Raw genomic sequence first — 337 nt, 5'->3', positions numbered from 1 at the left:
CCGATCGGGAATGTGGTGGTGCGGGTGTTGGATTCGTGGTTGCGGCCGGTGCCGGTGGGGGTGGTGGGGGAGTTGTATATCGGGGGGTTGGGGGTGGCTCGGGGGTATCGGGGTCGGGTGGGGTTGACCGCGGGGCGGTTTGTCGCTGATCCGTTCGGGGGTGTGGGGCGGCGGATGTATCGGTCGGGGGATGTGGTGCGGTGGAGGGGGTCGGGGGAGTTGGAGTATGTGGGGCGGGTTGATGAGCAGGTGAAGGTGCGGGGGTTCCGGATCGAGCCGGGGGAGGTCGAGGCGGTGTTGTGTGGGTGTCCGGGGATCGCTCGGGCGGTGGTGGTGG

The 337-nt window shown here is 69.1% G+C and carries 1 protein-coding gene; it reads left to right on the top strand.

Annotated elements, in window-relative coordinates; translation table 11 throughout:
* Nucleotides 1–337: hypothetical protein (locus ACX4ZE_RS23270; protein WP_480275605.1), on the top strand; the 337-nt coding region annotated here is incomplete at both ends.

Source organism: Nocardia sp. TBRC8007 (assembly GCF_056629435.1).
Note: the sequence above shows the minus strand (reverse complement) of the source record. Positions and strands in the feature narration are given on the sequence as shown.